Origin of the sequence: Clostridium tarantellae (genome assembly GCF_009295725.1) — a bacterium.
Lineage (GTDB): Bacteria > Bacillota > Clostridia > Clostridiales > Clostridiaceae > Sarcina > Sarcina tarantellae.
Map to the genome: position 1 here is coordinate 1 of NZ_WHJC01000352.1, position 3,164 is coordinate 3,164.

2 protein-coding genes are annotated in these 3,164 nt (G+C 26.4%); both read left to right on the top strand.

What is annotated here, in order from left to right; translation table 11 throughout:
* The first annotated feature begins 223 nt into the window (after nt 1-223).
* The gene (rbr, locus tag GBZ86_RS14255) at nt 224-2,278 is read left to right on the top strand and encodes a rubrerythrin (protein WP_152891764.1); all 2,055 of its coding nucleotides are present in this window, start codon (nt 224-226) and stop codon (nt 2,276-2,278) included.
* A 372-nt stretch (nt 2,279-2,650) separates the two neighbouring features.
* The gene (locus GBZ86_RS14260; RefSeq protein WP_152891766.1) at nt 2,651-3,028 is read left to right on the top strand and encodes a helix-turn-helix domain-containing protein; all 378 of its coding nucleotides are present in this window, start codon (nt 2,651-2,653) and stop codon (nt 3,026-3,028) included.
* Nucleotides 3,029-3,164 lie beyond the last annotated feature (136 nt).

The window sequence follows — 3,164 nt, forward strand, 5'->3', positions numbered from 1 at the left end:
ACTTTATATTTAAGAATAATTATTATTAAATAATATGAATTGCTTCTATCTTTTTAAAGAATACTTATTTCATTGATTTGATATTATAATTTATGCCATAGTATAATAACTTGTGTTCTATTTTACAAATTAACTATTTTAAGGTTTGTTTGTAAAATAAAACTAATACATTTAAATTTTATATGCATTTTAATAAGTTAAATAAGTTAAGAAAGGAATAAAAATGAGCAAACATTTATCAACTGATATTCGTGTAGCTATTGAAGCAGATAATCCTTCAATTTGTAGACATGAAGAAAAATGTATACAATGTGGTTCTTGCAAAAATATTTGTACAGACTACATAGGTGTAAATGGGAATTATTCTTTAAAAGACACTAATGATATAGCTGTTTGTATTAATTGTGGTCAATGTGCTAATGTATGTCCTACATCTAGTATTACAGAAGTTTATGATTATAAAAAAGTAGAATCTGTAATAAATAATAAGGATAAAATAGTTATATTTTCTACATCACCAGCAGTTAGAGTATCACTAGGTGAAGAATTTAATATGAAAGATGGTAGTTTTGTTGAAGGAAAGATGGTATCTTTACTTCGTAATTTAGGTGCTGATTATGTTCTTGATACAAATTTTGCAGCAGACTTAACAATAGTTGAAGAAGCAAGTGAATTATTACACCGTATAAAAAATAAAGATAAACCATTGCCTCAATTCACTAGTTGCTGTCCTGCATGGATAAAATATGCTGAAACATTTCATCCAGATATATTAGATCATATTTCAACAACAAAAAGCCCTATTGGAATGCAAGGACCTACTATAAAAACATATTTTGCAAAGAAAATAGGAATTGATCCATCAAAAATTGTAAATGTAGCTGTAACCCCTTGTACTGCAAAAAAATTTGAAATTTTAAGAAGTGAAATGAATGCATCAGGAAGATATCATAATATAGATGATATGCGTGATATGGATTATGTCATAACTACAAGAGAATTAGCTATTTGGGCAAAAGAACAAAATATTGACTTCAACAAGCTTGAAGATAGTTCCTATGATAAATTAATGGGAGAAGCTTCAGGAGCTGGTGTTATCTTTGCCAATACTGGAGGAGTTATGGAAGCAGCTCTTAGGACTGCATACTCATATCTTACTAATGAAAAACCACCAGAATTATTTTATGATTTACAAACAATAAGAGGTATGGATGGAGTTCGTGAAGCAACTTTAAAAATTAATGATATGGAAATAAATGTTGCTGTTATTTATGGAACAAAAAATGCATCAAATTTTATTGAAAAAATAAAAAAAGGAAAAAAACAATATCATTTTATTGAGGTTATGACTTGTCCAGGAGGATGTATTGGTGGTGGTGGTCAACCAAAAGATACTGAATTTAAAGGAGATTCTCTTAGAGAAAAGCGTATAAAAAGCCTTTATAAAAGAGATTCTCAGCTTAAAGTTCGTTTAAGTCATGAAAATGAAAAAATAAAATTGCTTTATAAAAATTTTTATGGCAAGCCTTTAAGTAAGCTTGCTGAAGAAATGTTACATACAATTTATTTTGATAGAAGTGAAGATTTAGGAGGAAGAAAAATGAGTGAATCAGTTAAATATCGTTGTTCAGTATGTGGATATATCCATGAAGGAGAATTACCAGAAGGATTTATATGTCCAATTTGTAAAAGTCCAGCTTCAGCCTTTGAAAGAATAGCAGAAGTTAAAGAAGATGAAACAACTAATAAATATAAAGGAACTAAAACAGAAAAGAATTTAATGGAAGCATTAGCTGGTGAATCAATTGCTAGAAATAAATATACTTTCTTTGGTGATGTAGCTAAAGCTGAAGGATATGAGCAAATATATCAATTATTTTTAAAAACAGCAGGAAACGAAAGAGAGCATGCTAAATTATGGTTTAAAGAGCTTGGATATTTAGGTGATACTGAGCAAAATCTTCTTCATGCAACTGAAGGTGAAAATTATGAATGGTCAGATATGTATGCTAGATTTGCAAAAGATGCAGAAGAAGAAGGATTCTTTGATTTAGCAGAAAAATTCATACAAGTTGGAAAAATAGAAAAATCTCATGAAGAAAGATATCGTAAGCTTTTAAATAATGTACAAATGAAAGCAGTATTTGAAAAATCAGGAGAAACAATGTGGGAATGCATTAATTGTGGACATCTTGTAATGGGTAAAAAAGCTCCAGAGGTTTGCCCAGTATGTGGATATGCTCAAAGTTTCTTTGAAGTTAGAGCTGAAAATTATTAAAATAGATATAATTAATTAATAGTAAAAATGGGAAAGTATATTCTTTAAAGATTATATTATCCCATTTTTATATAATTAGAACCAAATTATCCTTACTAGTTATTAACAAATAGTAAAGGTAATTTGGTTCATTTTTTATGAAATTAATTTTTAATTACTTATAAAATATTGTACATTTTATAGTATTTATTAATAAAATATAAGTATATTTTATTAAAGTTGACATTATATAATAAATTATGATAACGTAAGTTACATGCATTAGGAAAAAAATATATTTTTTGTTATTAGATGTGATTATATGGCGAAATTTTGATTTTGTCCACTTTATATGGTTTGGGTGAACTATATTATTTTTTAGGGGGAAAATTATTGAGAAGTAAAAATGAGTTAAATAAACTAGAAGTTAAAAGATTATATTTAGAAGGTTATAATGCTAGTGAAATAGCAAAAGTATTAGGGGCTAATAAATCACAAGTTCAAAAATGTATTCAGCGTAATTTTAAAGATTTAAAAAAGCAAAATCAGATAAAAAAATCTCTAAAATCTCTAGAACAAAAAGAAATTCGAAAAATAATAAATAAAGAAGCTAAGAAATATATGAGTGATAGAAGTTTTGTAGAAAAAAATAGATCTATTTATAATACAAACATAAAAGGTGATATTGTTTTAAAGAAAGATTTAAACTTTTTAATACCAGTTGATGTTCCTAAGAAACTTATAAATAAAGAATTTAAAAAATATTTGTAAATGTAAAAATAAAATTATATATAAAAGTATTGGGTAAACCAATACTTTTTTTATATTTTTATATGGAAGATAATACTTTAAAGTATTAAGTCTTTCGTTAACATAAAGGAAAGTAGGTGAAATATTAAGTAAATAC

Bases quoted from the DNA above. Each gene is read 5' to 3' on its own strand.
- rbr (WP_152891764.1), top strand. From the start codon at position 224: ATGAGCAAACATTTATCAACTGATATTCGTGTAGCTATTGAAGCAGAT.